The organism is Amycolatopsis sp. NPDC026612, assembly GCF_040638285.1.
In the GTDB taxonomy this organism is placed as follows: Bacteria; Actinomycetota; Actinomycetes; order Mycobacteriales; family Pseudonocardiaceae; genus Amycolatopsis.
In genome coordinates, this window is record NZ_JBEZYB010000074.1 from 12,837 (window position 1) to 37,635 (window position 24,799).

Here is a 24,799-nt window from a genome sequence, read left to right on the forward strand (position 1 = left end):
TCGCTTGATCCGCTGAGTGTTGAGGTCGGCCAGGGGTAGGTCGGCTGGGGTGGGCGGAGCTCGCGGGAGCGGTGCGGTCGTCGACCGTTGTAATGCTGGATGGGCGGATTCAACTGGTGGTCGCAACACCTTGATCATGGAGGTGTGCGATGGGCGGCAACGCTGATTTGTATGGTCTCGCAAGATCCACGGTGCACGACCGGAGCGGTCGATGGCCGGTGATCTACACGACCCGCGGCTGGTGGAATCACTGCACAGGTGGAGACATGACTGTCCCGGCTCATTCGCCGTTGTGGATCGCGCCGGTCGCCTCGGATGCGGGCGGCCCACCCGGCATGCCTGCCGGGTGGAGTGCCTACACGTTCTACCAGTGGGCCAAATCCGGAACATTCCCCGGCGACCAGGACGTCTTCGCCGGCACCGCTGCCGAACTGGCCGCGTTCGCTGCCGGGCCTGTCAGCTGACACGAGTTCCGCGTCGAAGGCCTCGCTCGATCCGAGAGCGTCATACGCCCATGACCCGCCGCAACTGGTCGTCTTCGGCGCCGGTGGAGGAGGCAACGTCAACGGTTCTCTGCATGACCTGCTCCTGGAACAGCGGCACCCGAAGGCGCGGTCCACGGAGTCGGCGAACGGCTGGTCGGCGTGCCGGGCGATGCGGAGACGACTTCTACCAGGCCGGCGGCCGGGATCAAGCTGTCGGGACAGCCCGCTCGTTGGTGATTCCGGATGAGCCGAGCGGACACAGTGACTCTGAGCTACCATGAGTGCATGATCTCCCTAAACACGGGAGATATCCCACGTGTGGGGGTTCAAGTCCCCCTCGGACACTCAATTACCCCGTAGAGCCGCACATCGCGGCCAGGTCAGAGTAACAGCAGCTGGTCGCCGACGGACTCGTCTATCGTGGCAAGCGCGCACGGTGTGCTGCATGCCTTGACTTCTCGAGTCGGGCCGCCGCACATGATCGTAAGGTTGTTCGATCTGAGGTAGTCGGCGATCGCGGCCCCATCGGCACCGACAGTCTCGGCGAATCGCACGCGGAGATCGTCGAGTAGGTGGTCTTCGCGGACGTAGACGTTCTTGGCGAGTTCTGGTCGGCGGTTGCGGGCGCTGGTGTGGCCGTGGCGGCAGCGGTAGCCAGGGCGGCCGTTCACCCAGTGCGAGTCCATTCGGCGGCCGCACAGTTGACACTGCACGACTTCGCCAGCAAGTACGTCCGGATACCACCGTGCTGGGTGGGGGCGGGCCGCGCGCGGTGCAGGTCGTCGCGCCGTCGGCAAGCGGGCGTGTGATGCAGCGCAGAATCGTTTCGTCGGAGCTGGCGGGCGGGGTGCACGGCTGCTGTGGAGACGTCTCGGCAGTGACGGTCAAGGCCGCCGACTCGTACGCACTGTGGTCTGGGTTGGCGGTGAGCTGGATAATCCGTCGCTGTGCGCCGATGCGGTCGAACTCGTCGACGCCGTGGGGGACGTGCCGAGCTGCTGTCGATCCCCGAGATGTCCCACCTGCTCGCCGACGAGCCCGATGTCGAGCCCACTGCAGTCGCCGCAGGCTCGTGCGGGGACGCCGGCCTGACGACGTGGTTCCGGCACCACCTCGTCCGGTAAGCGGTTGAACAGCCCGCCGATGTTCGGTTCCTAACTGGCAACAAATACTGATTCTTGATAAATCCCTACCGGTAGGCCGAACACTGGGTGATCAATCACTCGAACGGGTGCTAATGCGTGACAGTCCGTATGTTGGTCTGGGCAAAATGTAGAAAGTTAACAGTCACGGGGTGGCCGAGGCCAGGGCTTTGAAAGGGTACTGTGCTACGTATCAGCCGGGTGGTGGTCGAGAACTTCAGGAACTTCCGCGCCCTGGAAATCACCCCATTCCCGTCCGTCGCGGTCATTCTCGGCGAGAACGGTATCGGCAAGTCGAACCTGCTCCACGCCTTACGGCTGGTGCTTGACCCCGACCTGCCGGACAGCGCCCGACGGCTGAGGGCCGAGGACATTTGCGACTACGCGCCCGGCACGCTGGCCGACGGCGTCGAAGTGCGCATCGAGGTCGAGCTGACCGATATCGAGGGCGACACAGCGGCCGAAGCGACGCTCGACGGCTGCTTCGTCAGCCTGACTCCTCTCGTTGCCCGTCTTGCCTACACCTACCGGCCGCGAGTGGACCCGCAACAGGTCGACCGGCCGCTCACCCGCGACGACTACGACTTCGACATCGTCGGTGGCCCGGACGGTGACCGCGACGCCCGGCGCGTCCGGCGTGACGTATCGCTGTCCGTGCTGCCGGCGCTGCGCGACGCCGCGGACGCGCTGTCCCGCTACCGCGGTTCGCCGCTCCAAGAGCTGCTGGACGCGCATCCGCCGGCACCTTCGGCGCTTGAAGCCGCGGCCAAGGGCATCCACGAGGTCATGGACGAGCTGGCCACGGACAAGCAAGTCACCAAGGTGGCGCAAGACCTCTCCGCGCGCCTCGCCGACCTGGCCGGGCCGCAGCTCGACGTGATCCCGACCCTCGGCTTCGCCTCCAGCGCGCCAGCCCGCCTGCTGCGGTCGATCCGGCTCTACGTCGACCCCAACCGCTCGCGCAGCGTCGCCGACACCTCCACCGGCAACGCCAACGTGATCTACCTAGCCCTGCTGCTCGAACGGCTGCAGACCCGGCGCGCCACCGACGCGGTCGTCGCCACGGTACTGGCCGTCGAAGAGTCGGAAGCCCACGTGCACCCAGTCCTGCAACGCCAGCTGTTCCGCTACTTGCTCCGGAGTGAGACCGGGCTGGTGGTGACCACACACAGCTCGCACATCGCCGCGGTGACCCGGCTCGACGCCATCATCCTGCTGCGACGCGACGAAACCGGTGCCACGGTGGCAGCTACCACCACCCGAGCCGGACTCTCCCGGGTCCAGCGAGCCGACCTCGAGCGCTATCTCGACGTCAGCCGGGCCGAGTTGCTGTTCTGCTCGGCAGCAATCCTGGCCGAAGGCCAATCGGAGGCATACCTCCTGCCGGCCCTGGCCAGTGCGCTCGGGTTCGACCTCGACGCGCACGGCGTGATCGTCGCCAACATCGGCGGCACCGACTTCGCGCCCTACCGGTCCCTCCTCGGCGAAACGGCCCTGGCCGTTCCCCACGTGATCGTCACGGACGGCGATCCCCTGAGGAACGGGAAGTACGTCTTAGCAGGGCTCAAGAGGGCGGCCCGGCTGCTGCCACCCGGCGACGAGCGGAACGAGCTGATGGACGCGATCGCCACGCTGCTCGAGTACGCCGATCCGGACGTGGACACCACTGAGGAGCAGCAGCGGCTCGTCCCGCACGGCATCTTCGTCGGCGTCCGGACGCTCGAGCTCGATCTCGTGCCGCTGCTGGCCGCTCAGCTGAGCGCGGCACACGCGGAACTGGTCACATCACCGGTACTCCGCGACCGATTCGACGATGCAATGGCGGCCATCGCCGAGGACGACTTCACCGCCGACGATTGCGAGGAGGTGCTGCGGCGCGTCGAGCACGTGAGCAAGGGCCGGTACGCCCAGCGCCTCGCCGCCCACGTCGAGACCGCCGGAGCCAACATCGCGCAAAGAGTCGAACGCGACTTCGCCGAAACGAGCGGTGCTGGGGAAGCGGGGGTGGCGTTGCGGGCCCATCTGAGCACTGGCGAACTGATCGCGCTGGGAACGTACGGCTACCTCTTGGCCGCCCTTGACCAAATATCGCGGCGTGTTCGGGGCAGCGGCCTGATCGAGCGTCCCTGCCAGGCGCGCAACGGATCGGGCGAAGCGGCGTCCTCGTGACGGTCACGGCAGGGGTGAGCCCGAGTCTCGCCACCGAGCTCGCCGGGCTCAACGACGCTCAACGAGCCGTGGCCCGCCACACCGGTGACAGTGTGGTCCGCGCCGGTCCCGGTTCCGGGAAAACTCGCGCCTTGGTGGCGAAAGTGGGCTACCTGCTGGACGTACAGGTGCCACCGCGGCAAGGCGTGGCTGCCATCACCTACACCCGGCAGGCGGCACGGGAGATCACCACCCGGCTCGACCGGCTCGGCATCCGGCCCGGCCGTCGACTGGTCTGCGGCACGGTCCACAGCTGGTGCTTATCGGCCATCCTGCGTCCCTACGGCCCGTTGCTCGGCATCCCGGTACCGGAGCAGGGGACGGTGATCGACGACAAGGCCACCGAGTGGGTCAGGCTCCTGCAGCGCTGCTTCGACGACGTCGGCTTGTCCAATCAGGCCCAGTACGAAACCGCCACCATCACCAAGCTACGCCGGGAACTCGCCGCCGGGCTGATCGGCGACGACGACACCAGTCCGATGGTCGCCTCGGCGCGGCTGTTCGACGAGCGGTTGCTCGCCGCCGGCCGATGGGACTTCGACGCGATGGTGGCGCGGTCGCTGCGCATCGTGCGCGAGCACCCAGCCGTCGGCCGACTACTCGCCTCCCGGTACTCGTGGCTGGTGGTGGACGAATACCAGGACCTCGGGCCGGTCCTGCACGCGCTCGTGCTCGCCCTGCACGACGCGGCAGGCGTGAGTATCGCGGCGTTCGGAGACCCCGATCAGTCCGTGATGGGCTTCACCGGTGCCGACCCGCGGTACCTGAACGAGTTGGCCGCACGTGGGGACTTCCGCGACCACTCCCTCGGGGTGAACTATCGGTGTGGCCAAGTTATCGTCGCGGCCAGCCACGCCGCCCTCCGAGAACCTCGCACGTACCGGGCGGTGCCCGGCCGGGCGGACGACGGGGCCATCGAGCCGATCATGGCCGACGGCGGGCTCGATGAACACGCCGCGATCGTGGCAGGCAAGATCGACGCGCTGCTCGCGAGCGGGGTGGCCGGCCACGACATCGCGGTCTTGTACCCCGCCCGTGGACCCTTGCTGTCGGCCTTGATCGACGAGTTCGACGCCGGACGCATTGCCTATGTGAATGAACGGGATGAACGGCTGCCCAGGGGTGAGCTCGCCGACTTCGTTCGCGACTGCGCGGCCCGTGCCGTTGCCGGACATCAGCCGGCTGTACTGGGCCCGGACACCGGTGCGACCTCGGTCGCCACCTTGGGCGACCTGGTACGGGCATACGCTCCGGTGCGCGAAGCCGCCGGGCTGCCACGGCTCGACCGTCGTGCCGCGGGCCGGAAGTTCGCCGGCCTGCTCAACGGTTTCCGGTCGGACGAACCACCACTGCACGCGTGGCTGACCGACCTGATCCGGGAACTTGAGCTAGACGCTATCGCCGCAGGCAGCTCCGCCGTCCGAGACCAGCAAGCTCTGGGAAAGTTCCGAGAGGCTGCCAGCGCGTATGGCCTTGAAGTGCGGGACATCGCCGCCGGCGCGTTGCGGGCCGGCAAGGTCACGTTGACTACCTACCATTCCGCGAAGGGCCGGGAGTGGGATGTCGTGATCCTGCCGGGGCTGGTCGAAGGCATCATGCCCGGTCGTCGGTGGTCGGGGCGGTTGCGCGTGCACCCCGAGCCGAACCCGGACCGACTGGCGCAGGACCGGCGTACGTTCTACGTCGGGCTCACCCGGGCCAAGCGAGCGCTTGTGCTGGTCTACGGTTCGTTCTGGGAGACGGATTGGGGTTCGAAGAACGAATACGGGGTTTCCCGGTTCGCCCGAGACGTTCTTCGGCACCTGGGTGTGGAATGAGGACGAATCCGCGGCGCGGGCCGGCTATTTGTCCGGGCAGTCCGCTTCGGTCCAGGCCGCGGTCAAGTTGAGGCTGACGATGGTGAGCGATCCGTCGAGGAAGCCGATGTTATGGCTGCACCCCGTGTTCGTGGGCTGGATCTAGTGCAGCGTGACCGCGTGAAGCCGGTCCAGTGGACCGGCATGTGCGGCACTCTATTGCGCTCGTCGAGTGCCCGTTAAATGCTCGTGCGCGCGCCGGTACGCCTCTGCCGCCTCGTCGGAGTGGCCGAGGCGGCGCAGGAGGTCGGCGCGGGCCGCGTGCAGCAGGTGATAACTTCGAGGCCCCCGATCCGGTCGGTCAAGGCCAGCCCATCCTCGGGGGTGGTGGCCATGGCGACCGCGACGGCGTGGTTGAGCGCGACCACCGGCGACGGGGTCACCGCGGGCAGCTGCGCATATACCGCGGCGATCGCGGGCCAGTTCGTGTCCCGGGCCGTCGGTGCCTGGGCGTGCAGGATCGCGATGGTCGCCTGCAGGACGTACGGCCCGGGCGCGGCGAAGCGCGGGGCCCGGTCCAGGAGCCGGACGGCTTCGGCGATCTCGGCGCGGTCCCAGCGGGAGCGGTCTTGGTCTTCGAGCAGGACGACGTCCCCGGCCGGGGTGTGGCGGGTGGCCGAGCGCGAGTGGTGGACCAGCAGCGCCGCTCGGGCAGCAGGTGATCGGCGAGGACGGCGAGGCTGATCCCGGCGTCGCGGATCTTGCGTTTGGCGCGCACGAGCCGCTGGGCCAGTGCCGGCTCGACGACCAGGAAGGTCCGGGCGATCCGGGCGGTCAGGCCGACCACGGCCTGCAGCGTGAAGGCGACCCGCGCTTCCTCGGCCAGAGCCGAGTGGCAGCAGGTGAAGAGGAGGCTGAGCCGCTCGTCGCCGACGCTGAGCAGGCGTTCTTCGCCGAAGTTCATGATCGCCTCCTCCGGCTGCCGGGCGAGCTGGGCCCGGCCGGTTCGGGCGCGGCGGAGCCGGTCGATCGCACTGTTGCGGGCCGCGGTCAGCAACCAGGCCACCGGGTCGTCCGGTGTCCGGTCGTCCCAGGTGCGCAGAGCGAGCGCACACGCTTCCTGCAGCGCGTCTTCGGCCAATTCGAAGTCACCCAGCACGCGGACCAAGGCGGCGAGCATCTTCGCGCGGTGCTCGCGGTAGACCTCCGACAGGACGGGCGCGGCCGTCATGCGCCCGTCGACGGGCGGTGGTCGAGGTCCAGGACCCCGGCGATCGGCCGGACCTCGATCGTGCCGTCGGCGGCCATCGGGCAGAGCGCGGCCAGCTCGAGGGCTTCGTCCAGGGCGCGGCAGTCCAGGAGTGGCCGGCCGGGCATTGAAACGCCCGGCCGGCCACGCTCGTGCTGGCTCCCCCAGGGGGACCTACTCGCCCCGGCTGGTCTTGGCGGTCGTGTGTTTCCTGGACACGTGCACCGCCCGGTGGAGGCGACCGAGGCTCCTCCGGTACTTGCCGAGCAGACTTCGGCGGCGTGCCAGCACCGTCGTCTGGTAGGCGATCAGCCACGCGAAGACCACGTACCAAGGTGCGTCGGACACGTAGGCAAGCATCATCAACAGCTTCATATCCCGTCCCTTCCTTCTTGCGGCGGCCTGTGTCGGCCGCTGGGACGAGCGTCGGATGGTTCAATGGTTCCCGTCCGGGCCGGGACGTTCCCGGGAGGTTGCCGGGAAGCGAGTGAGATGGCGTCAATGGTCCGAGCAGCACAGAGCACTGCGCGGCCGAAGGCTGCGGTAGACCTCGGCGAACTGATCAAGCGGAGGATGCGCGCTTCGGCGTTCACCAGCCAAAGTGAACTGGCTCGAGCCGCCGGGTTCAGCGATTCCGTGGTTTCTGCCTTGATCAAAGCAGAGCGTCCGATTCCCAGAGCGACCGTTCAGGTGATCGCCAGGACCATCGACCCTTCCGAAGCGTGGTTGGCCGAGGTGTCCACGCACTGGCTGGCGGCCAAGCGGGCCTGGGGCGACGGCAAAGCGCTGATCGAACGCCCGGGACGGGAGCTCGCCTCCGGCGTACGGGAGCTATTGGTGGCTCAACAACGGGCCGCGCACCACTTGCCCTACCGGTTGCTGATCGACAACGTTCCTCCCCTCGCTACCTTGTACGTCGAACAGGACTCGAGCGAAGAAGTCGGCCGGAACTCGCCGGGCGAGATGGGTCTCGGTCCGCGTCCGGTGCAAGACGTGATGCACCTCCACCGCAACTTACTGTTGACCGCGGACGCCGGCGGTGGAAAGTCGACCGTGCAGTATCACTTCACCGCTGAATCGGCAGATTGGTGGCTCGCCCCGGACGCCCGGGCGACGCTGGCACCGCCGTGCGGTTGGGTAGTCCCGGTTCGTGTCCGGGCCACGGCGATCGCGTCGTCGGTATTGGCCGAGGCGGTGGCCGAGACGGTCCACGCTGAACTGCACGAATATCTCGACGTACGGATCGACCAGGCATTGTTCCGAGAGCCCCCCGGCGCCGGAATCCGGTGGCTGCTGCTGGTCGACGGCCTCGACGAGATCTTGGACGTAGACCAACGCGCAAGGGTCATCACGGCGTTGGCCCGGCGACTGGAAGAGCCGGAGAACGCGTACCGTTTCCTGGTGGCGTCCCGGCCGCTCGGCGAAGTTGAACTGGGTCCGTTGCGCATGGCGGGTGCCGTGCATTACAAGCTGCAGCCCTTCACCGCGAAACAGTTGAACACGTTTGCGGGGAGTTGGTTCCGGGCCCGTTCCGGAAGCGGGGATCCGGATCGGTTCATCCAATCGATCGAGCACGCGCGCCTCAATGCCGTGGTAACCTTGCCATTGCTCGCGACCATCGCGGCGATCGTTTACGAAGAGACTGGCGATGGGGAATTGCCCACTTCCCGTGCGGGACTTTATCGTGAGTTCTTTCGTTACCTCTTGGATGTGCGGCAAAGCTATTTTCAAGCTCGTCGTAAACTGTTAGAGAACCTGAGTGACTACCGGCATGGCGGGCGACTTGCCGACTGGCTGTTCGAGAACATATCGGATCTGCTCGAGAGTATGGCGGTGAGTCATATCTTGAGTCGGGACGATTTCGGTGCTGAAACTGACCGACTATGGCATCAAGCGGTCAAATGGACTGTGGCTAACGCGTCGCATCCAGTCGGCGACATTCCGCGATGGAAGGAGTACGTGAGATCTCTGCTTATCGGTACGGGAGTGGTGCGACTGGTCGGTGATGCCCTCGAATTTGTTCACCGGAGCTTCGCTGAGTACCTCGCCGGTGGCTGGATGGTTTCCGAGTGGCTCGGCGACGGGCTCACCCGGCTGGCGATTCGCCGTGTCATTGATCAGCTCGGCCGGGAAAGCGTCAGGGGTAGTGTCTTCTTTGCATTGGGGCGCTGGTTGGAAGAAGGTGGCGGGATTCATGAGCCTGCGCCTCTCCTGCATGAGCTGATCAAGAGCAAAAGAGTAGAGCGAGTCGAACTCGCCGCGGATCTGGTTGCGGATGGCGTTTACCTGAATCACGCCGTCGAGGATGATGTGCGGTACAGGCTTTGCGAATTGGCGAAATCTCCTGACTCGGTATTCGCGATCGCGGCAATGGCGCGATTGCCAGGAAGGGGGCGAGTTGTCGATGCACTGCTGAGTCTGGCGGAATCCGGGGGTGAAAAATTTCTCAGGCGAGACATTGAAATAGCGCGCCAGCTTCACATTATTGATCGACATGACGACGCAATGAATATCTTGAACAGAATCTTGGAGCGCTCCGATAGGGAGCTCTCTGATATGTTCCTCGTTATCAACTGCTTGACGGAGATTGGCGAGAAACTTCGCGTTGCCGATATTTTCGAAGGCCTTGACGGGCGAACCGACCTGGTCGTGTACGACTGGTACGTGATCGCGTGGGAGCTGTTCGAAATGAACGAGATAGATCGTGCGCGAGATTGCGCGCGTCGAGGCCTATATTGTAAAGAAAATTCGTTGCACGAAGATAGTGAAGAGGATTCCGACTGGTATGCTGCGCGTCTTCGATATCTAATTGCGAAGACTGGGGACGAGGAGGCGATGCGTGATGTGATTATTAATGCGGAAGCTTCTTCTGAGGAAATGTACGAGTTGATGCTCGCAATTAATGTGGACCTTCGAGTTCACGAGTGGGCAAGTTTGATCACTGCCAGCGAAGAACTCGAATCCTGGAGTATAATGTGGTGGTGGATTGTAAAGGAGCGCTTGGCGGAAAAGGTGGCCGGAAAACTTTTGTGCGTTGCGAAGGAATATCCGCTTCTTGCCCGCGAGTTGATGCAGGTTGTCTATATTCTAGAAGAAATCGACATGGAGAAGAGCGCCAAGAGTCTGTTGATGGAGATCGCTTGCTGCAACTTCGACTCTGTTGTCGACTCTGCTGACGATCGACTGCGGTGCTGGTGGGAAGCTCGGATACTGGCGCTGAACAGGCTGGCTGGTGAGGACGACGTCGCGGACGACCTGGCGGATGTGGCGTCCGACCCGGCAGAGTCGCCGCAGCGACGAGTCGGCGCCGCCAAGTCGCTGGTCGATCTTGGTTACCCTGACGTGGCTGGAACTATTCTGTTGAGTTCGTGCGGGTCCGAGTTCCTTCCCGACATTCGGAACATCGTCGAGCATCACGTCAGCGATCCTGATGGCCTTCTCGTCCGGTATGCGTCGAGCAGGGTCCTTCGTGCCCTGGGGTAGTTGGCTCAGTTGATGTCCCGATCGCCGGCTGGGTACTCGGACAACGACATCGGGGGCGAGTTGCGGGGGTGCCCCTGCGCCTCTCAATGATCCCTGCGAAGGCTATGACTGTCCGCTACTATGGTTGCATGATCTCCTCGAACAAGGGAGATAACCCACGTGCGGGGTGTTCAAGTCCCCCTTTGAACACGTAGACGTGGGAAATCTCCCGCGTGGAAGCGAATCACTCAAGCTGCAGGTCCGTAGCGAACTTCAGCGTGGGGTTATAGATCAACTCGGTCCCCGGACACTGGGTTTGTGTCCCTAAGGGCTGTCTCGTAACCCGGTGTCGGGGTGACGGGGTCGGTAGTCGATCATGCTGTCGTGGTGCAGGTGATCACAGCGTCGCAGCCGGAGTGGATTGCCCCGTTCACCGGCTTGGAGCCGGGACAGTTCCGGAAGCTGGTGCGGCTGGTCGCGAAGCGGGGCGGTAACGAGATCGCGGACGGTCGCCCGGGTCGGCAGTGGGCGTTGCCGCTGGCAGACCGCGTGTTGCTGGTGGCGACATACTGGCGGACGAACCTGACGATGCGCCAGATCGGACCGCTGTTCGGGGTGTCGCATTCCGCGGCGCACCGGGTGATCGACACGATCGGGCCACTGCTGGCGCTGGCCCCGATCCGCAAACGACGGATCGACGCGGTCGCGATCGTGGACGGCACCCTGGTCCCCACGCGGGATCATCGGCTGGCGACCCCGTCGAAGAACTACCGCTACTCGACCAACGTGCAGGTCGCCATCGACGCCGAGACCCGGCTGGTGATCGCCACCGGCGACCCGCAACCCGGCAGCCGCAACGACTGCACCGTCTACCGCGACTCCGGAATCGCCAAGCAACTCGCCGACCGACCAGTAATGGCCGATGGCGGCTACCAGGGCAATCCTGGAGTCGTCATGCCCTTTCGCAAACCTCGAGACGGCAGCGATCTTCCCAGCTGGAAGGAAGATCTCAACGCCACACATCGCAAGGTTCGCGCTCGCGTCGAGCACGTCCTGGCCCGGATGAAGAATTTCAAGATTCTCCGCGACTACCGTCGCGCCGCGCACACACTGGCCGACACGGTGTCCGGAGTCGCGCATCTGCACAACATCCTCCTTGCCGACTAACTCGCAACACAAGACCCACCAACCACAACACCAGTTACGAGACATCCCTTAGGGGCACAAACCTTGTCGGTTAGCTGAGGCGTGATCACTTCCTGTGATGTCGGTGTCCTCTGGTATGCCTTGAGCATGTTTGTCCATGGGGGACTGTCGCCGAACCGGCTGATCAGCTCGAGTCTGCGCCAGCAGGGTTCGTCGCTTGTTGCGTTGAGCGTTTCATCCAGTTGTACGGTCGGCCGCAGGACTTGATACCCCACCGCCAGCGCTTCCTGAAGCGCCCGTGCCGTCGTCGACATAGGGGCCCCGGCCGCGTCGATACGGCCAGGCGGCTCGCTCGCCTCGCCGGCTCGATCGCCGGTCATCCGCGGCGGACCCGGCGCCAGTCATTCCCCAGGGGTTCGACCTCCCGCTTCGGAGACCGTGCGCAACTGTGGAAGAACCTCGCTTGCGAAATATTCCATACTTTCGCGCACTGTCGTAAGCGGCATCCCGCCATAGCAGAACTCCAAGAGGACGTGGTCGGTTTCCGTGTATTGGACTAGCTTGACGAAATTCGCCACGCACTTCTCCGGTGCGCCGATCAGCTGGGTCGAGATGAGTTTATCCGTTTCAATCTCACGATAGCTTCGATCTGAAAATATCCGCCGGAAGTGATCTTCGATTGTTTTATGTGATTCGTAGCCTCGTACGGTCGAGATCGTCCCGTTCGTGTACTGATAGTGGCTCTCGACGAGATCCCAGTCGTTGTTGAGATAGGGGCGCGCGACATCCTCGGATTGGGTGTCGTTGGGTCGGGACGTCGCCAGAACGAGCACCATCGGTGGTTTTGGGGTGTGGCCGGCTCTGATGACGGAGGCGTGGTAACCAGTGGTGTGTGTTCGCAGATAATGGAAATCCGCTTGGCCGGCCACGAGTTGACGTAGTCCTAGGCTGGCTGCTGTTGCGCCGCAGCGTCCGGACGTCGACGCGGTGTAAAATGGAATCGTGCGACGGTTCTCGGATCTGGGGCGCGGAATGAAGGTTTTGCCCGAGGAACCGGTGGAGATCGATGCTGATGTGGTCAGGGCCGAGACCAGAGTGTGCAGCCCGTCGGTGAAACGGTTCTCCGATTCATCGCTCGCGCAGCCGAGACCCTCGTATTCGCGTCCGGCGGTCCCGCGGCCGACGCCGATGATCAGCCGGCCATTGCTCAACGCGTCGAGGGTGAGAATTTCTTCGACGAGTCGTACGGGGTTATGCCAGGGGATGACCACGACGGCCGTGCCCAGCAGGAGCCGGTCGGTGCGTGCTGCCAGGTACGTCAGCAACTGAAGTGGCGACGGGGTCAGCGCATAATCGGAAAAGTGATGCTCGGTGACGAATGCGGAGTCGAATCCGAGCGATTCGGCCAGGACGGCGAGCTCCAGATGCTCGCGGAGGCACCGGGCGTCCGGAACCCCCGGCTGGGCTGTCATGTTCAGTGCGACGCCGATCTTCATCATGGCCCGCCCCTACAGGTGCTTGGAAAACCAAGCCGCGACTTCGGCGTTGACGATCTCTCGTTCCGCCGGTCGTGCCAGGCAGTGGTCGCCGCCGTCCACGAGTACGAGCTTCTTGGGTTCGGAGAGCAAAGCGTACGCGGACTCGCTCTGCCGAAATGGCACCTCGCTGTCGTCCTTGCCGTGGATGAGGAGAGTCGGCGCCGCCAGCCGTCGGATGCCGGGCTCGACGTCCTCGATTTCCAGGACTTCTTCGAGGAACGACAAACCGACTTCGACGCCGTCTTCGATGGTGAAGCCATCCCTGCGGGCGGTCTCCAGTTTTTCCTCGGTGACGAACGGGGCGAACGTCACGTCGAGGAAGTAGATCGCCGGCCAGAGCAGGCAGACGGCGTCCGGGTCGGCTGCTTCGCTTCGCAAGGCGATGGTAGCTCCGTAGCTCTCTCCGATTACCCCTACGTGCCCGAAACCGATCGAGCGCGCGAAACGCCAGACAGCGTCGTACTCCTCCACTGAACGGGTGATGGTCATGTCTCGGTATTCGCCGGTGCTCTCGCCGACCCCGCGGAAGTCGAACCTGAGTGACGCTATCCCTTTCTCGCCGAGGCTCCTGGCGAGGTCGCTGTAGAGCCTGTCCGGCCCGTCTTTCTGGCCACCCGGACCACCGTGCAGCAGTACGGCCAAAGAGCCGAGTTCGGCGGCGGCGGGCGTCGCGAGGACCATGGCCAACGAATCCCCGTCGATATGTAGGTCGAGGCGGTGCTCACGGATGGTCTCGGGCATGGTTTCTCCTCTTCGGTTGAACGACTGACGGCACTGCCGCCGGGTGGTGCGAACTTATGGATCAGACGGTACTGCCGACTGTCGACGGAGTTCTCGGGGGTTGCGGGTCCGGCACCACGGGCTGTGAGCTCGCCACCGGATTCAGGGTCGTTCGATCGGGTCTCGCCGAGAATTCCGGTCGGAACCGGGCTCTCGTTTGTGCGGATCAGACCGGATGGAGGGCCGCGGCGTCCAGCAACACCGTGGTTCCCAATGACCGCGCAGATCGACGGGCCGCTTCCGCCGCGAGTATCGCGGCAGCGGAAGAGCGTAGGGTCCGGCGCCACGCCCGCGAGCCTTCCCTCGCCATCAGGTATTCGGCGAACACACCGTCGAGCCAGAGACCGGTTCCAGACGGGCTTTGCCGGGTCAGCGTGATCGCTCCCCCACTCTGGGTTTGTGCGGTCACACACCAGCTGGACGTCCTGCGCCGGGAGCACCAGCTTCCGGTGAAGCGCAGCAGCCGATCGCCGGGATAGGTGAAAGTGATATCGCACTCGATCTCGCATCCGCGTTCCTCACGCCAGCACGAAGTCCGGGCCGAGAGCGGCGCGGCGGCGAAGAGGTCGTCCGCCAGGTAAAGCGCGTGAACGCCGAAGTCCCAGACTATGCCGCCACCGGACACGGGGGCGTCCGTTCGCCAGCCGGCGTGCCGGCCGGCCACTCCGAAAGCGGCGTGCGGGCGCTCGATGGACACCGTGAGCGTCTCGGGGACCGCGGCGTAGACCGCCGCCTTGAGCGAACGCCACCAAGGAGAGTGAGCATAGTTGTGCACTGGGATGACCGGCGCCGCACCGCGGGTGGCGGCCGCGGTGAGCTGCCAAGCCTCGGCGGAAGTCCTCGTCAGGGGCTTCTCACAGAGGCATCCCACCCCGCGCTCGACAGCTTGCAGGACGTTTGCGCAGTGGGCGGCGGGAGGACTGCAGACACTGATGACGTCGACGTTGAGGTCCGCTTCCCAGAGGTTGTCCAGTGAATCGAACAGCGGGACCGAGCCCGGCAAGCCCGCGATGCGCTCATCCCGACAAGGTTCCACGATCGCCGTCAGTTCGACGTCGGGACGGCTGTGGTAGAACTCGGCGTGGCGCCGGCCCGCCATGCCGGCTCCGAGTACGGCGGACCTGATCACCGCCCCGTGCCTTTCGCGATTCGCCAGGCGGCCGCGCAGAGGATCTCCGTTCCGAGTCGCACGTCGTCGGGGCTGATCGTGAGCGGTGGGTACAGGCGTGCGCACCCTTCCCCGGTCATCGTGATAAGACCCTGCTGGAAACATTCGTCGAAGAACATCCGGACGGTGTCTGCGGAAGGATCAGCGAAGTGGATTCCGGCGCACAGGCCTCGCCCGGAGACTCCGGTCACGGCCGGGCAACCGGCGAGCCCAGTTTCCAGGTCCGCGAGGAGCCCGGCGCCGACTGCGCGGGACCGGATGATCAGGTCTTGTTCTTCGAGGACGACCAGGGTGGCGGCGGCAGCGGCAGCGGCTGCCGCGTACCCGCCGAAGCTGGAAGAACTCCCGCTGGGAACGCCGAACGAACCGGCGTCCATGACACCGGCTTCGCCGATCAACGCGCTCACCGGGTAGCCGCCACCGAGTCCCTTGCCGATGACGATGAGATCGGCTCGGACGTCCTCCTCGTGGTGGGCGAGCCACGCCCCGGTGCGGCCCAGCCCAGTCAACGTCTCGTCCACGATCAGCAGGAGACCATATTCGTCGGCGAGTCGTCGCAGATAGGTGAGAAATCCCGGGGGAGGGGTGATGTTGCCCGATCGCCCTTGGACCGGTTCGACGATGATGGCACCCAGGTGCTCGGCCGATGCAGCGACCACCTCGCCGGCCTCGGTGACGCAAGAGCACGGCAGTCCCCGTGCGGGTGCGTGGTGCGGACACTTCGCCCGGTCCGGGTAGCGAGCGAAGACCGCACCGATGACCGGCGGCTTCGCGCCCTGGGTGACCGAGCGGGCCCCCATCGTCTTCCCGTGGAAACCACCGTCGAACGCCAGCACACCTCGTCGGCCGGTGTACTCCTCGGCGGCCCTGAGCGCGGCTTCGACGGCCTCGGCGCCGCCGGAGAACAGTTCGGCGCACCACTTGCCGCCGGCCAGTACGACACCCAACCGGGCCACCAAGTCATCCTCGAAGATGCCAGGAAACGCGCCGATACCCCGGGACCCGAACGCCTCGCGCACTCGCCGGGCGACGCGCGGATGACAGTGGCCGAGGAGGTTCACCCCGGAAGCACCGAAGAAATCGAGGTATCGCCGCCCATCTTCGTCCTGGAGCCAGGAGCCTTCGGCCTCCCTGATCCGGAGTCCGCTCCACTGGATGACTTTATGGCGTCCCGCACCGAGCCGCACAGTTGCGGTCATGGTTCCCCTCCTGTCCGGGGCAGCCGGATGACCGGCCGGAAGCTCCCCGCCTTGTGGGTGTCGTCCGGGTAAGCGCGGTTTCGTGTGTAGGCGTTCGCGCATTCGTCGGTGTAGTAGAAGGCGGCACCCCGCACGATGCGCCGCACGGTATTCGGCGCCGATCGGTGGACGGGTTCCGGTTCGGGAGGTAGCGGGTAAAGCTGCGCGGGCGCTCGCCCGCTCGCGCCCCACAGGGATTCCGTCCATTCCCAGACATTGCCGATCATGTCGACCACCCCGGCGCTCGTGTCGCCGGCCGGGCTGAATACACCGGTCTCGATGACGGCTCCGCGACCGGCGCCGAGGGTGTTGCACCGGCGCGGGTCGAACACGTCGCCCCAAGGGTGTGCCCGGCCGTCGGGCCAGCGGGCCGCCGCTTCCCACTCCAGTTCCGTGGGCAAGCAGACCCGCGCGCCTGCCGGGGGCTCGGACCGCAGCTTCGTGGTTTGCCATTCGCAGTAGGCCACGGAGTCGTAGTACGAGACGTAGACGACCGGATGATCCCGCTGGCCGAGCAGCACCGCGTCGGACACCCAGCTTCCGGGTACCGGCCGGCCGGTCTCCTTGGCGAACACGTAGTATTGACCGTTGGTCACTGGCGTCCGGGCGATGGCGAAAGCGGGAAGACGGACGTCGAAGGCGGGCCGCTCGAACCACTGGCCGGTCTCGGATTCCGCGCCGATTCGGTACCGGCCAGCGGGTATCGCCACGAACTCGGGGGGCTTCGCGGCGAGGAGGTGGCGGTCGACTTCGTCGTGGCAGATCTCGAGTGATCTCAAGTCGTCGACGGTGACTTTCTTGCTTCGCTGAAAGCTCTTTATACACTCGGCACGGACGGATGGATCCGGGTCGAGCTTGGAAAGCTCGACCAGGGCCGCCCTCGCATCGTCGGGGTCGGCCTCGTCCGAATGTCCCTGCACGATGTCCGCCAGTTCGGCGACGGCGTCGAGCCGCGAACCGGGCCCCGGTGAGTAGAGGTCGTCGATGATGTACCCCGGGAACCTCGGGCTGGTGCGTCGGGGCTGCAGCAGGACCGGCCCCCGGCCCGGTGCGCAGACGCCGATGGTGACGTCGCGCAGGTCGTCGGCGCGACGGGTCATTTCGGTGTGCAGGTCGTGAACAGAGAACGGCTTGCCCCGGTCGGCGAGCGACTTCAGGGAACGGAACGTGCTCAGTTCGGATGCCCGGTAGCCCGCCGACGAGTTGAGTTCGAAGGTGCCCGGCGTCGCGCAGAGCAGCAGGTTCGCCGACCTCCACTCGGCCAGCTCGGCGATCAGGTCCGCCACGGCCGTGGCGTCGCAGCCGGTCGCGGTCGTGTAGAGCCTGCTGGGGACGACGACGAGATCGAGCAGGACGACGATGTCGCCGGTCTGGACGCTCAGAGCATCCAGCAGCGAGTCACAGTCCACCATGGTACTGGGCCGCCCCTGGACACTCGACGCGAGGGCGAGGCCGAGGAAGGTGCCGCGGCTTCTTTTGAATCTGGTGCAGAGCGTCGAGAGAATGACCAACCGGCCCGGTCCCCGATCCGGCACGCGGCCGTCGCCATCGGCCGCCCAAGCGGCAATCCGGTCGAGGAGCCGGGCGGCGTCGTTCCACAGCAGAGGATCGAACGTGCGCGTTGTCCGCCCGTAATCGAGCTCGAGCAGCCGGGTCAGTTCTCCCGGGCCTGCCCCGATATGTCTGCCATGGTGGAGCCCCCTCCCGGCCACGTCCAAGATCAGCGTGTCGAAGTCCATTCGTTCCCCGCTCTCCTACGCAATGTGTGCGTCGTCGGCTCTCCGTCTCCCGCGGGCCGTGGCTCAGTCACCTCCGATCGGGAGGGAGCAGAGCCGGTTCGGCACCTTGCAGTTCGTGTACCACGCTCGCCATATCCAGCGTGGCCTCCGGGAGGCCAACATGAGGTGCGCCCGGATCTCGGCGAGCTCGTTGACCAACCCGTACTGGCTTGCGTCTTCGGCCGCCTTGCGCAGGAGGGACTTCGCTTCACCCAATTGCCCGCCGTACATCGCGATGCGTCCCAGCGTCAGCTCCACCCTGATCTCCTGCCGGCGATCCCGGTACTGCACGGCTATGTCGCGCGCCTTGCTCGCCCAGCGGGCTGCTTCGGCGAGGTTGCGTTCCCAGAGCTCCAGTTCGGCGTATTCCTGATAGGGATAGGCTTCAGCCCGGCGCCAGCCTGCGGCGTGGATGCGCTGGTTGAAGTCGTCGACGTGGTGCCGCGCTTCCTGCTGCCGCTTGTCGTGCAGCGCCAGCGAACATTTGAGTGCCAGGATGTCGATCGCGCCGTTGACGTCGCCGGCGCTGTCGGCGAGTTCGAGAACTCCTTCCAATTCGTTCTGCGCCTTCGTTGTGTGGCCTTCGCGGTACAAGTTGTAGGCGCGGCATCGAGCCTGGTAAGCGATGGCTTGGGTGGAGCCGGACTGCTCGGCCGCGGCTCGCCCGGAAATCAATGCGGCGTCGGACAGTCGGTATTCCCCGCGCACGGTATGGGTGGATGAGATGACCGACCAGGCCAGCGCTTCGTCGGCCGGGCGCCCGAGCTGCCGGGCACATTCCACTGCCGCATGGCCGAGGTTGATGCGATCATCGAACAGGCCGAGGGTGAACAGGATGTCGAGGATGAGCTCGAACAGCCGCAGCGCCGAGGAGCAGTCGCCGTCCTGCTTGGCCTTGAGGAAAACCTGGATGACGTTTTCGATGTCGTGCTCGATGCCCGCAGCGTCTTCCCAGTCCGATTCGAGCCGCCGAATGTAGTAACGGGCCAGTCTGCGCCGGGTGGTGCTGATTCGTCGTCGATCCGCGTTCGAGACGACGTAGGACCGGGTGATGTTCGGGAGGCGGACCCGGGCGACGTGCTGCTCGGTCGCTCGCTCGAGAATTCCCAGGGCCAGGAGGTTCTCGATAGTGTCGTGAACTTCTTTCTCCTTGAACCCGGTCGCTGCCATGAGGTATTCACTGCTGGCCGGTACCTGGGCTTCGGCGGTGCCGATGAGGATGTTCTTCTGCTCCGCCTCGAGTGTTTCCCAGATGTTGCCAAACAGCTCCGCGTAGATCCGTGAGTCGCGCGCCGTCAGTTTTTCCAAGGTGTCTGCGACGGTCCGGGCTGACTTCTTGATCTCGAGGACCAGCCAGCGCAGGCCTTGCGGGTTTCCGCCGAGCCGGGCGTAGGTGTCCCGGATGGTGTCTTCCACATTGGCCGGCTCGGCGAGGATGACGTCGTGCCGGTCGGCCTCGCGCAGCAGCAGCGTGCCCGCGTGCTCCAGGTCGAGATCTTCGATCTGGACCAGCTCGCCCTCCGTGGTGATGCTTTCACCCCAGCTGAGAATCACGCAGGACCTCGCCGGAAGCGACTCCAGCAGGTCCATCAGAGCCTGCTGCCGAGGGCCGGCGGGCGGCGCGAAGTTGTCGATGATGAGCACGGTGGGATTGGCAGCGAGGAAATTGCGGACGACGAGTTCCTTGTCCCGGCTTGGGGCGGCGGATATCCCGGGCTGGTCGAACGCCAATGACAGCATTCGCGCGAGGTCCTCGAGCGTCGGGCAACAGTTGTGCGCGTCGAGCCACAATGTGTTCTTGCGGGTTGTCCGGGGGTTTTTTAGCGTGTTGTCGCGGTATACCGCCACCGCGGACACCGCTACCGCACTCTTGCCGACTCCGGTTCGACCGGCGATCGATACCAGGGGAACGTCCGCGCTGATGGCCGCCGCGATTCGCCGCACCTCTTCGATCCGGTCGACCAGGTTGGCGACGCGGGGAAGGGTGTCGATCAGGTCGGCTTCCGACTTCTTGGCAAGTCTTCGCTGTTCGCGCCGTTTCGCGACCTTTCGCCACAGATCGGGGACATTGTTCACGCCGAAAACGAGCAGAATGATGGCCGTCACAACCGGAACCACCAGCGCCACTGTCTGCAGAGGGGTGAGCGGCGTGGGTGTGGCCGGCGGCGAGGACACGAGCTGGATCGTCAGGGCGGGCAGTGTCATGTGTCCTCTCAGCGGCGTTCGTGTGATTCGCGAAGAAGGTTGCTGAGCTCCTGTGTCAGCCGATCACGAATTCGGATGGCCATGCTTCGCGTGTACAGGGTCACGACGGTGACGTCGGTGTCCGGATCCGCGCCCGAGTGCAGATGGAGGTAGTTCCCGTCGTCGAGGTCGAGCCCGTACCGAGGTAGTTCGTCGGTCGTGAAGAAACCCTCGCAGTCGAATTCCTTCTTGATGAGGTCGCAGTGGCGGCGGCCGAATTCCAAGGTGTCGGGCGCGTCCTTGCGGAACAGTCCGGCGAGCCCTCTCAGGCTGAAGCAGTGAGCGACGCCGTTGTTCTTTCTCACGATGAGGCTGCTCACGGCCGGCAGCAGGAGGGAAACAACCTTTCCGGCCGACACCTCGTCGATCTTACGCGCGGTGGCCACACGGCCCAGGGTGGCGACGAGACGGTTTCCGGGGTGGCCCGTCTCCGATTGACGATCATTCAACGCCGTCCCCTTCGTCGGTTCTCCGAGATGAATGGTAGCCACAGTCGATTGGCTGGGACAGAGCGGCTTGTTGTCCGGTCGCGGCGTTTGCGCCAACGGAGCCGGGTTTGTGACGCTCTGTCGTGCTGCCTCCCGGTGGTAGCCCGAATGGTGCGATACCCGTGTGATCTGTCGGGCGTGGTCTGCCTGCGATGACGCCGGGTGATGCACCCATTTGGTCGCGCTGTTACATCTGACGGACAAAACCGGGGAGGGACGGCTCGACTGAGGTCGGAGGGGCCTGAATCTCGACGTCGGCGGCTTCCGGTACGCCAGCCAGTGCTTGAGCGAATGGAACCCGTCCACCGGACGGCCGAACTGTTAGCGCCCTTCAGGTAGGAAACCGTCTCCGTCAGCGTTCATTCGGCGATGCCCGTCTGCTCCGACGCCAGGACGCCCGCCCTGAACAACAGGGCCTCCTCCAGTACCGACGCCGCGTCCAGACCCGATGCCACGAGCACCGCAGGCGCGTCCGTGAGCACCACGTCGGCCACCCGGCGCGTTAGGTCGAACGAGACCAGCTTTGTCACCGCCGATGCCTCGACCACTTACAGCCCCGACCCGTCCGGCCCCGCGGCCGGCACGACCAGCAGGTCCGCCACCGACGCGCGTCGGCGACCGTGCCCACCCGGCCGCTCAAGGTTCGGGAAGCCGAAACCGTCACCGAAGACAGGAACCCGCGCCCGGTGCCGTCGACAGCGGCACGGCCAGAGCACCGATCGCCGAACCCGTCGCCAGCCGGAGGACGAAGTCGCCAGCGGACGCGCGGACCAGCGCCGTCGTCGTCAGGACCACGCTGTCGAGGAACCGCACCGGCGCGACGCTGCGCCCAGTTGCTCGGCCACGACGGCGACCTCGCGGGCCGACGCCGCCGCGCCCGCCCAGCTCCTCCGGCACCGCCAGCCCGGCCACCCCGACCTCGTCGGCCAGCGTGCGCCACAGCTTCAGGTAAGACTTCTCCGCCGTCTCTACCCGCGTCGGCAGGGCCGAAGCGCCGGCCTTGGTCTTGAGCAGGTCGCGGACGGAGGCCCGGAGGTCTTCCTTGACGTCGGAATACAGCAGATCAGGCTGTGCTTGACTCATCGGGGGAGTCTTTCCAGGCGACGTCCTTGTCGACGCGCGGTTCCAAGGGCAGCCCCAGCACGCGTTCGGCGATGATGTTGCGCAGGACCTCCGAGGTGCCGCCCTCGATGGAGTTCCCCTTGGCGCGCAGGTAGCGGTAGCCCGCTTCGCGGCCGGTGAAGTCGACGATCGCCGGGCGCCGGAACGTCCAGTCGTCGTAGGCCAGGCCTTCTTCGCCGAGCAGTTCGACCTCCAGGCCGGTGAGCGCCTGGTTGAGCTCCGAGAAGGCGACCTTCATGGCCGAGCCCTCCGGCCCGGGCGCACCCTTCGTCAGCTGCTGGCGCAGCCGGGTGCCGGCCAGCCGCAGCGTTTCCGCCTCGATCCAGTGCTGCACTAGCCGGTCGCGCAGCTCCGGCGTGCGCAGCTCGGGCCGCTCGCGCCAGGTCTCGGTCACGATGCCGATCAGCCCACCCTCACGCGGCTGGACGTACCCGCCGATCGCGACGCGCTCGTTCATCAGCGTGGTCTGCGCGACCTTCCAGCCCTCGCCGACCGCGCCGAGCCGGTGGGCGTCCGGGATCCGGACCTCGGTCAGGAACAGCCGAGTCCCGTCCAAGATACAAAGTGACTGTACTCCTCCGCCACCAGCTCATACCTTGTTCAACAGACCGAGTGCGAGCGTTGTGGTTAGCGAGCAAGATCGTCTCGGACACTCAATTACCCCATAGAATCGCGCGTCGCGGCAGGGGCAGAGTGACAGCAGCTACCTCCGATAGTCTCATCTGCTGCGGGCGGCGGCGGGACGTAGTGTCCCCGTGGACGTCGACTTGATCATCGGCTGGGTTGAGCACGACGGCTCGAGGCACTGACTCAGGCAGTTCGCGGTCAGGTCGCGGGGCCAGGAGGTGTCGGGCCTACCAGCTCAGCGCGAAGCGGATGTTGATCTGGCGTCCGGCCTTGATCTGGTACACCTGTGCCTCGAACTGCATCTGTGTAAGTCCGGGATGTTTGGTGGTCCATGCCGACCTCAGGCCGCCGTCACGGTCGGGGTCGAGGTTTGGTAGCGGCATTCCGTCCATCGATGCCGTGATTTCGAATGCCGTGCGGGTGAGCACCACCCAGGCGGAGCGGGCTGTCCCTGACCACCAGCGTGCGGTCGCGGAATCGACCAGGGCGTGCTCGGCCTTGAGTCTGGCCAAGGTCAGGCCGCCGGCCCGGTCCCAAGCTGGGAACACCGCGATTGTGGGGTTCAGGTCGTTGGCGGGCACGAGCATGTCTGGGCTGGGAAGGTACAGCTTGAGGTGTGCTCCTGGATGTCCTTCTGCGTCGATGAGGACGATCCCACTGGACTCGATCGGGTGGCGTGCCCACGCCAGTACGTGCTGGTACGTCGCCGTGTCTGTGGCACCTAGCGTGCCGACTCGGGTGCTGCCGATGCTCACCTGTATGTCGTTTCCGACTAGTTGCACGATTGCGTCGTCGACCCGTAAGGACTTGGGTCCGGTGCGCCCGCGTGTGGTGATCACTTTCGCCAAGGCGCGCTTGTCGGACCCGGCGCTGCGGATTTCTATCCAGCGGTCCCCGAAACTGGTTCCGCGCAACGCGCCGGCGGTGACGGTGGACGGTGCTGTGGTAGCAGTCGGTAGCTGTGGCATACCTTTCGGAGATTGGAGCTGTTCGCCTGCGCGACCGTCAGTAGTAGGCTTGGGCAGCGGTGCGGTATGCCCGGTCCAAGTCTCTCCGTTCCACCAGCGCACACCGGGCCCGTCCGGGTACCAGCCTGGCGGCGGCGCAGTCACAGCGTCCACGGTGCCTCGAGTTCCTGCTTCAATTGACGAAACCTGATACGAAGTCGGCGCTTCCCGATCGTGCGTTACGCGCCCGCGAGCACAGCAGGTCAAGGTCGAAGGCGACTGGTATGGGGAGCGGGTTGGTCGTGAGTTCTGCATGGACGTGCCGAGCACAGTTGGCGTGATCGGCGAGAATGGGTTGCGGTGATGTGGTCTGCCCGCAGGCCGCGTCCAACAGGCATGGCGCTGGCGATCAGGGGTGTTCGCCGACCGCACGAACTCGGTGACGGGTACGGAGGCGACAGCGGTGGCGTGCCGCTGCTGGTGTACCAGCAGGCCGGGGCAAGACTTGCCACCGCCCGCTGACCGTGCCGCCGAACTCAGCCCGCCTGCGGCCGCATGCGACGCCGGCACGTGGGGCACATGACTCCCTTGGCTCGGGTTCCGCAGTGCTGGCAGGTCACGGTCGGCCCGGAACGCTTGGAAGTCCCCTTGCCTTTGCCCTTCACTGCTCGCACGATCTGGTTCTCGACCGCGCCCTTGGTGTAGCCGATGGGGTTCATCGCGGCCTTTACGGCTCGCGGTGTAACTGCGCGTTTCGCCGTCCGTACCGGGTGGGCGATCCGGGTGACCTTGCGCCTTACACGTTTGACGGATTTCGGCAGAAAGAGCTTGTAGAGCAGACCCATCGTTGTCTCCAGTTGACTCGTCCGGAGATGGATCGGGAGTTGCCGCCCCGCTGTTACGCCGACCGACGCGAAGGGCTGAACCCTGTAGGTCCAGCTCCGGGTCGTTGAAGCCGCTTTCGAGTCCATCCTTCCGGGGGCGGCGGTCGCTGGAGATGGGGTTGCGCAGCGGTCTGAGCAGCGGCATCCAAGCACCACCACGCCACGCAGTACCGTGCTCGCTGCTGTCGGAAGACGTTGCAGGTGCGGTTCGGACCTGCTGTAGGCGTCCACCCAACCGAGCGTGAATGTTGTGGTTAGCGAGCAAGATCGTGTCAGGGATACTCAATTACCCCATGGCAAAGCCCAGCCGGGAGTCGCGATACGCCGCTGACCTGCGCAAATGAGTCCAGGGGTAGTCGTGTAGATAGTGAGCAAGATCGTCCTCGGACACGTGTGGGTTTAAGAGCGTGTCTTACGTGGTGATCTGGCGATCTTGAGCGATGATGTTGGCTGTGGTTGATCGTTTGTCGTTGCGGTTGGTGCCGGATGAGCTGTGG

General features: G+C 65.4%; 18 protein-coding genes and 5 pseudogenes. 5 read left to right on the forward strand and 18 right to left on the reverse strand.

Features of this window, described 5'->3' with window-relative positions:
* Nucleotides 1–149 precede the first annotated feature (149 nt).
* Nucleotides 150–464: a GH25 family lysozyme gene (locus tag AB0F15_RS37235; RefSeq protein ID WP_360281144.1), complete on the forward strand. Its 315-nt coding sequence runs from the start codon at nucleotides 150–152 to the stop codon at nucleotides 462–464.
* A 40-nt stretch (nucleotides 465–504) separates the two neighbouring features.
* On the opposite strand, the pseudogene AB0F15_RS37240 reads toward AB0F15_RS37235, so the two are convergent.
* Together AB0F15_RS37240 and AB0F15_RS37245 are read right to left on the reverse strand one after the other, a co-directional pair.
* A pseudogene (locus tag AB0F15_RS37240) lies at nucleotides 505–618 on the reverse strand (hypothetical protein); the annotation flags it as partial.
* A 247-nt stretch (nucleotides 619–865) separates the two neighbouring features.
* Nucleotides 866–1,171: a hypothetical protein gene (locus AB0F15_RS37245; protein ID WP_360281146.1), complete on the reverse strand. Its 306-nt coding sequence runs from the start codon at nucleotides 1,169–1,171 to the stop codon at nucleotides 866–868.
* 660 nt (nucleotides 1,172–1,831) lie between these two features.
* On the opposite strand from AB0F15_RS37245, the gene AB0F15_RS37250 reads away from it, so the two are divergent.
* Both AB0F15_RS37250 and AB0F15_RS37255 read left to right on the forward strand, forming a co-directional pair.
* On the forward strand, nucleotides 1,832–3,796 hold the full coding sequence (locus AB0F15_RS37250) for an AAA family ATPase (RefSeq protein ID WP_360281148.1): 1,965 nt from the start codon (nucleotides 1,832–1,834) through the stop codon (nucleotides 3,794–3,796).
* Entirely contained in the window at nucleotides 3,793–5,652 is a 1,860-nt protein-coding gene (locus tag AB0F15_RS37255) for an ATP-dependent helicase (protein WP_360281150.1), read from the forward strand. Before AB0F15_RS37250 ends, AB0F15_RS37255 begins: the two co-directional genes overlap by 4 nt.
* 195 nt (nucleotides 5,653–5,847) lie before the next feature.
* Here the strand turns inward: AB0F15_RS37255 and AB0F15_RS37260 are convergent.
* From AB0F15_RS37260 to AB0F15_RS37270, 3 genes and pseudogenes are all read right to left on the reverse strand, one after another.
* Nucleotides 5,848–6,862: pseudogene (locus AB0F15_RS37260) on the reverse strand (sigma factor).
* Nucleotides 6,859–6,993: pseudogene (locus tag AB0F15_RS37265) on the reverse strand (YciI family protein); the annotation flags it as partial. The pseudogenes AB0F15_RS37265 and AB0F15_RS37260, both read right to left, overlap by 4 nt.
* A 61-nt stretch (nucleotides 6,994–7,054) precedes the next feature.
* The gene (locus AB0F15_RS37270; protein WP_360281152.1) at nucleotides 7,055–7,255 is read right to left on the reverse strand and encodes a hypothetical protein; all 201 of its coding nucleotides are present in this window, start codon (nucleotides 7,253–7,255) and stop codon (nucleotides 7,055–7,057) included.
* Nucleotides 7,256–7,381: 126 nt separating this feature from the next.
* Here AB0F15_RS37270 and AB0F15_RS37275 point away from each other — a divergent pair, with 126 nt between their 5' ends.
* Together AB0F15_RS37275 and AB0F15_RS37280 are read left to right on the forward strand one after the other, a co-directional pair.
* Complete coding sequence (locus tag AB0F15_RS37275) at nucleotides 7,382–10,363, forward strand: hypothetical protein (RefSeq protein ID WP_360281154.1); 2,982 nt, start codon at nucleotides 7,382–7,384, stop codon at nucleotides 10,361–10,363.
* A gap of 366 nt (nucleotides 10,364–10,729) precedes the next feature.
* A complete protein-coding gene (locus tag AB0F15_RS37280; RefSeq protein ID WP_360281176.1) occupies nucleotides 10,730–11,509 on the forward strand; it encodes a transposase family protein in 780 nt (259 codons plus the stop codon).
* A 380-nt stretch (nucleotides 11,510–11,889) separates the two neighbouring features.
* On the opposite strand, the gene AB0F15_RS37285 is transcribed toward AB0F15_RS37280, so the two are convergent.
* The 13 genes and pseudogenes from AB0F15_RS37285 to AB0F15_RS37345 all read right to left on the reverse strand — a co-directional run bounded on the left by AB0F15_RS37285 (nucleotide 11,890) and on the right by AB0F15_RS37345 (nucleotide 24,263).
* Nucleotides 11,890–12,987, reverse strand: coding sequence for an LLM class flavin-dependent oxidoreductase (locus AB0F15_RS37285; protein ID WP_360281156.1), 1,098 nt, complete (start codon nucleotides 12,985–12,987; stop codon nucleotides 11,890–11,892).
* Nucleotides 12,988–12,996: 9 nt separating this feature from the next.
* Nucleotides 12,997–13,767 carry an alpha/beta fold hydrolase gene (locus tag AB0F15_RS37290; RefSeq protein ID WP_360281158.1) on the reverse strand — a complete coding sequence of 257 codons (771 nt, stop codon included), beginning with the start codon at nucleotides 13,765–13,767 and terminating at the stop codon, nucleotides 12,997–12,999.
* A gap of 205 nt (nucleotides 13,768–13,972) precedes the next feature.
* Entirely contained in the window at nucleotides 13,973–15,040 is a 1,068-nt protein-coding gene (locus AB0F15_RS37295; protein ID WP_360281160.1) for a Gfo/Idh/MocA family oxidoreductase, read from the reverse strand.
* Nucleotides 14,932–16,173: an aspartate aminotransferase family protein gene (locus tag AB0F15_RS37300; protein ID WP_360281162.1), complete on the reverse strand. Its 1,242-nt coding sequence runs from the start codon at nucleotides 16,171–16,173 to the stop codon at nucleotides 14,932–14,934. The genes AB0F15_RS37295 and AB0F15_RS37300 overlap by 109 nt, the downstream gene beginning before the upstream one ends.
* A complete protein-coding gene (locus AB0F15_RS37305; protein WP_360281164.1) occupies nucleotides 16,170–17,951 on the reverse strand; it encodes an SUMF1/EgtB/PvdO family nonheme iron enzyme in 1,782 nt (593 codons plus the stop codon). Before AB0F15_RS37305 ends, AB0F15_RS37300 begins: the two co-directional genes overlap by 4 nt.
* A 63-nt stretch (nucleotides 17,952–18,014) precedes the next feature.
* Nucleotides 18,015–20,195 carry a hypothetical protein gene (locus tag AB0F15_RS37310; RefSeq protein WP_360281166.1) on the reverse strand — a complete coding sequence of 727 codons (2,181 nt, stop codon included), beginning with the start codon at nucleotides 20,193–20,195 and terminating at the stop codon, nucleotides 18,015–18,017.
* Nucleotides 20,196–20,203: 8 nt separating this feature from the next.
* Nucleotides 20,204–20,620 carry a hypothetical protein gene (locus tag AB0F15_RS37315; RefSeq protein ID WP_360281168.1) on the reverse strand — a complete coding sequence of 139 codons (417 nt, stop codon included), beginning with the start codon at nucleotides 20,618–20,620 and terminating at the stop codon, nucleotides 20,204–20,206.
* A 461-nt stretch (nucleotides 20,621–21,081) separates the two neighbouring features.
* Nucleotides 21,082–21,252, reverse strand: coding sequence for a hypothetical protein (locus AB0F15_RS37320; RefSeq protein ID WP_360281170.1), 171 nt, complete (start codon nucleotides 21,250–21,252; stop codon nucleotides 21,082–21,084).
* 130 nt (nucleotides 21,253–21,382) lie between these two features.
* The gene (locus AB0F15_RS37325) at nucleotides 21,383–21,805 is read right to left on the reverse strand and encodes a hypothetical protein (protein ID WP_360281172.1); all 423 of its coding nucleotides are present in this window, start codon (nucleotides 21,803–21,805) and stop codon (nucleotides 21,383–21,385) included.
* A pseudogene (locus tag AB0F15_RS37330) lies at nucleotides 21,786–22,385 on the reverse strand (acyl-CoA dehydrogenase family protein); the annotation flags it as partial. The gene AB0F15_RS37325 and the pseudogene AB0F15_RS37330, both read right to left, overlap by 20 nt.
* A 313-nt stretch (nucleotides 22,386–22,698) precedes the next feature.
* Nucleotides 22,699–23,319, reverse strand: coding sequence for a hypothetical protein (locus AB0F15_RS37335; RefSeq protein ID WP_360281178.1), 621 nt, complete (start codon nucleotides 23,317–23,319; stop codon nucleotides 22,699–22,701).
* A gap of 174 nt (nucleotides 23,320–23,493) precedes the next feature.
* A pseudogene (locus tag AB0F15_RS37340) lies at nucleotides 23,494–23,733 on the reverse strand (DUF2510 domain-containing protein); the annotation flags it as partial.
* 221 nt (nucleotides 23,734–23,954) lie between these two features.
* The gene (locus tag AB0F15_RS37345; protein WP_360281174.1) at nucleotides 23,955–24,263 is read right to left on the reverse strand and encodes a hypothetical protein; all 309 of its coding nucleotides are present in this window, start codon (nucleotides 24,261–24,263) and stop codon (nucleotides 23,955–23,957) included.
* Nucleotides 24,264–24,799 lie beyond the last annotated feature (536 nt).

Excerpts from the sequence above, each read along its gene's own strand:
- AB0F15_RS37285 (WP_360281156.1), bottom strand. The coding sequence starts at position 12,987 with ATGATGAAGATCGGCGTCGCACTGAACATGACAGCCCAGCCGGGGGTT.
- AB0F15_RS37290 (WP_360281158.1), bottom strand. The coding sequence starts at position 13,767 with ATGCCCGAGACCATCCGTGAGCACCGCCTCGACCTACATATCGACGGG.
- AB0F15_RS37345 (WP_360281174.1), bottom strand. The coding sequence starts at position 24,263 with ATGGGTCTGCTCTACAAGCTCTTTCTGCCGAAATCCGTCAAACGTGTA.
- AB0F15_RS37270 (WP_360281152.1), bottom strand. The coding sequence starts at position 7,255 with ATGAAGCTGTTGATGATGCTTGCCTACGTGTCCGACGCACCTTGGTAC.
- AB0F15_RS37245 (WP_360281146.1), bottom strand. The coding sequence starts at position 1,171 with ATGGACTCGCACTGGGTGAACGGCCGCCCTGGCTACCGCTGCCGCCAC.
- AB0F15_RS37305 (WP_360281164.1), bottom strand. The coding sequence starts at position 17,951 with ATGGACTTCGACACGCTGATCTTGGACGTGGCCGGGAGGGGGCTCCAC.
- AB0F15_RS37300 (WP_360281162.1), bottom strand. The coding sequence starts at position 16,173 with ATGACCGCAACTGTGCGGCTCGGTGCGGGACGCCATAAAGTCATCCAG.
- AB0F15_RS37310 (WP_360281166.1), bottom strand. The coding sequence starts at position 20,195 with ATGACACTGCCCGCCCTGACGATCCAGCTCGTGTCCTCGCCGCCGGCC.
- AB0F15_RS37325 (WP_360281172.1), bottom strand. The coding sequence starts at position 21,805 with ATGAGTCAAGCACAGCCTGATCTGCTGTATTCCGACGTCAAGGAAGAC.
- AB0F15_RS37235 (WP_360281144.1), top strand. The coding sequence starts at position 150 with ATGGGCGGCAACGCTGATTTGTATGGTCTCGCAAGATCCACGGTGCAC.
- AB0F15_RS37275 (WP_360281154.1), top strand. The coding sequence starts at position 7,382 with ATGGTCCGAGCAGCACAGAGCACTGCGCGGCCGAAGGCTGCGGTAGAC.